This is a genomic window from Nitrosomonas sp. ANs5, from assembly GCF_050584665.1.
Taxonomy (GTDB): Bacteria; Pseudomonadota; Gammaproteobacteria; order Burkholderiales; family Nitrosomonadaceae; genus Nitrosomonas.
Map to the genome: position 1 here is coordinate 1 of NZ_JBEUDO010000102.1, position 3613 is coordinate 3613.

Annotated in this window: 4 protein-coding genes; 3 read left to right on the forward strand and 1 reads right to left on the reverse strand. The window is 52.6% G+C overall.

Annotated features, from left to right (window positions below; translation table 11 throughout):
• Window positions 1–201: 201 nt before the first annotated feature.
• The 3 genes from ABTW62_RS13595 (at window position 202) to ABTW62_RS13605 (ending at window position 1211) form a co-directional block, all read left to right on the forward strand.
• The gene (locus tag ABTW62_RS13595) at window positions 202–417 is read left to right on the forward strand and encodes an AbrB/MazE/SpoVT family DNA-binding domain-containing protein (RefSeq protein ID WP_430905114.1); all 216 of its coding nucleotides are present in this window, start codon (window positions 202–204) and stop codon (window positions 415–417) included.
• Window positions 414–836, forward strand: a complete 423-nt coding sequence (locus ABTW62_RS13600; RefSeq protein WP_430905115.1) for a PIN domain-containing protein — start codon at window positions 414–416, stop codon at window positions 834–836. The genes ABTW62_RS13595 and ABTW62_RS13600 overlap by 4 nt, the downstream gene beginning before the upstream one ends.
• Before the next feature lie 69 nt (window positions 837–905).
• Window positions 906–1211, forward strand: a complete 306-nt coding sequence (locus tag ABTW62_RS13605) for a hypothetical protein (protein WP_430905117.1) — start codon at window positions 906–908, stop codon at window positions 1209–1211.
• Window positions 1212–1346: 135 nt separating this feature from the next.
• Here ABTW62_RS13605 and ABTW62_RS13610 read toward each other — a convergent pair whose 3' ends face one another.
• Window positions 1347–3572: a hypothetical protein gene (locus ABTW62_RS13610; RefSeq protein WP_430905118.1), complete on the reverse strand. Its 2226-nt coding sequence runs from the start codon at window positions 3570–3572 to the stop codon at window positions 1347–1349.
• Window positions 3573–3613: the final 41 nt, after the last annotated feature.

A 3613-nucleotide genomic window follows, 5' to 3' on the forward strand; every position in this document is an offset into this window, starting at 1 on the left:
CCTCCTGGATACTGGGCTCGTGGTTAACGTTTACCCAGATAGGAGTCCCGCCCACTAAAGTTCGCGGCATTGCCAAGCCGTTGCTGGCCCCATCGCCTGCATCTCGATCTCCTGCGTAAAATTTAGATCAAAACGATGAAACCCCAGTTGACAATCTTCTACCATCATCATATTCTTTATTTTTTTTAATAAGTAAAGAATATGAGCAAAGTCAGTGCAAAACGTCAGATCACTTTACCAGTTGATCAATGTCAGGCATTGGGTATTCGCCCCGGCGATGAAGTTGAGATTTTTATTTACGAGGGACATTTAACTCTTGTAAAAAAGATGCCGGGCAGTGCCTACGGACTATTGCGTAGCGTCAAACCGAAATCTGATATCAGCGACGAGGAATCCCGGCAGAGCGCTATCGTATGATTGCACTTGATACCAATGTCTTGCTGCGGTATTTATTGCAGGACGATCCGGATCAATCCCCTAAAGCTGCACAGCTGATTACCTCACACGCTATCATTCTTATCCCCGACGTGGTCCTGGTTGAAACGATCTGGACGCTGAAGGGTAAAAAATATCAGCTTGGAAAGGCCGAATTGATCCGCGTCTTGAAGGCGCTGCTTGAAGAATCAGGCATTTGCTTTGAAAACAACCAAACTGTTTGGCAGGCGTTGAATGATTACCGGAAAGCCGATACCATCGATGGCAAACAGGCTGACTTTCCAGATGCCCTGATTGCCAGGAAAGCCAGGCTAATGGCAAAAACCCGATCGACACCACTGATCGGTACCTATACCTTCGACACGGCTGCACAGCAACTGCCCGGTATGCTGCCGATATAAAACCGGAATTTCAATACCGTTTCGTCTCACGCTATCATAATATGTAGCACCAAATATCATTAATCATTCATGGTTATCAAAACCAGCAGCGAAGCAGCCGCCCCGTGGTTGATTCAAACCACGAATACACACGAATGGACACGAATAATGACAGCCACTTCGGTTGTGTTACGCCCGTTATTGGGCCGGTTGTCACACCTTCACCTCATCAGTTTAGACACATCTTTCATTATCATCGACCTGTCCCTGGAGTTCGCAGGCTTCGACCCGGGCTCGATGTACAACGCCCTGATCGCGCTCTACAACCAGTGCACCGAGCCCCATCAGATGATGTTGGGAACGCTGGCAAAGATTGTGGAGGATCGGGGAGAGTAACGTCGGCTGCACGGTTCACTTGAAAAATCGTCATCCCGGAAGTCAGAAACCCCCACCCCCTGTGAGGGGTGGGGATCGAGGATTGCTTTAGCTACCGGTCCGATCGGGTGGAGCGGGGCTAGTTATAGTTTAGGCTTAGACGAGAATTGCGGCCAGATCCATTACTTCAACACCAACGATCTTAACCACGGTATCGCTGTCAGCAAGACCAGCAGCACCGTCGCCCTGGAAGATATAGGTATCCTCACCATCAAAGTAAGTAACAGTTGCCTTTTGGTTATCCATCTGGGTTGCAAGTGCCGTCAGCACATCATTCAGCGTTTCCACACCTGTAACCGAGACAATTCCATCTGTAACGGAGAATGTAACCCCAGAAACGGTGGTTTCTTCTAGGTCACTGAAGAGAGTCGTCACATCCAAATCAAGCTTATCCATGGCCAGGTCGAAGTTGACAATGCTATCCATATTGGTTGCATTCGAATCAGCAGCGACATACACGCCCGAGCCAATAGCGGCCTCGGCATCGGCAACATCCTGGATTAGACCTTCCCGGGTAGCCCATGCAGCTTCGGCGTCCGTCAGATCATCCACCAAGCCGTTGAACGTCGTCAGAGCGTCTTCAGCGTCCGTCAGATCATCCGCCAGACCGTTGAACGTCGCCAGAGCGTCTTCAGCGTCCGTCAGATCATCCACCAGGCCGTTGAACGTCGTCAGAGCGTCTTCGGCGTCAGTGAGATCATCAACCAGTCCGTTGAACGTTGCCAGAGCGTCTTCAGCGTCCGTCAGATCACCCACCAGGCCGTTGAACGTCGTCAGAGCGTCTTCGGCGTCCGTCAGATCATCCACCAGGCCGTTGAATGTCCCCAGCGCATCGTTCTCCGTCGCCAACTCTTCGACCAAGGTGACAAAAGCATTGTAAGCACTTGCCGCTGTACCAGTGTCATCTCCACCTGAGTAACGATCTGTTTCAGCGTCATAGGTGGCATTTGCGCTATCAGCAAGAGTGGCCAGCGCGGCCACTTCGGCAGCTATCTCCAGAGCAGTCGGCGCAGCAGCATCAGCCACGACGGTCTCGGCAAAAGCGGCACCTACTCCCGCGGCAGCCGTCGCAACATTGTCTTCCAGCGCGGCCACTTCGGCAGCTATCTCCAGAGCAGTCGGCGCAGCAGCATCAGCCACGACGGTCTCGGCAAAGGCGGCACCTACTCCCGCGGCAGCCGTCGCAACATTGTCTTCCAACACTTCATCTGTTGCGACGCCACGTGCAGCAGCCAGTGCTGCCTCCGCATCAGCAAGCGCAACCACTGCGCTGCCGCCAGCACTGCCTCCCGCAACCTTAACCGTATCCGTCCCCGTATCTTCACCCAAGATGATTACATCACCACCCTTGCCACCGGCGATGGAGTTGGTGCCAGTCGTCTTAACGATCAACGTCTGATCGCCATCAGAGCCGGTAATCGTCGTGTTGCCCGCACCAGCAATCTCGATGCCATCCAGCACAGCCGCAGCACTGGACAGAGTTTTGCCGGAGCCGACTTGAATCTCAGCGATCTTTTCAGCGTCTGACGCCGTAGTCCTTGTTGTCGAGTTGCTGGTGAAAGCGAGCTTGGTCGTACTTGCTGCAGCGCTGATAGTCGAGCCGGCATTCTGGAAGCCAACAATGACCGCTTCGGGGTCGGTGGCGTTTTCAGTTACCGTGAAGGTCGGTGCGGGCGTGCCGCCACCGCCACCGCTTCCACCGCCAGTATCGCCGCCAGTATCGCCACTTCCGCTGTCGTCTCCGTCGCCACCACCGTTATCACTGCCATCTCCGGTGCCACCATCTAATTTATCTGACAGGATGGTGCGTATTTCTTCCGGCGTGTAAGCTTTGTCTCCGACAATGCCGTTCATCACGCTGATGGCTTCTTCCACACTGGCGATGTCTCTGTAGTTTTCCGAGTGAATATTGGCAACCTGCACCTTGTTGTTCAGCAGTTGGACGGTATTTGCGAATACTGGCGCGGGATCGTTTTGTAGGTAGTTGACGGCTTCATAAACGATATGGCCCAGGTTGGCGCCTGCCTCAATTCTTAAGGTAAAATATTCCTCTGCCAGCGCAGCAGCGCTGCCGGGTTCTCCTCCGGGAGCAAAGCCGAAATGATCAAGCAGGAATTCCACCTGCTGAGGGATAGTTGTTTTATCAGAGGTCAGTGCCTTGAACTGGTTTGTTTCCGCCAGCAATCTGCTGATTTCATAAATAGGGACTCCGTCCTCAACAGCCTTGGCAAGATCATCCAGAATAGCGCCACCCGGTGCGCCATTGAACAGACTTACCACTACGCTGAGTATCTCGTCTTTTTGTTGTTGGGAGATAGCCATATCAATACTTCCTTCTGAAAATTAAAAGATAACAACTTAGG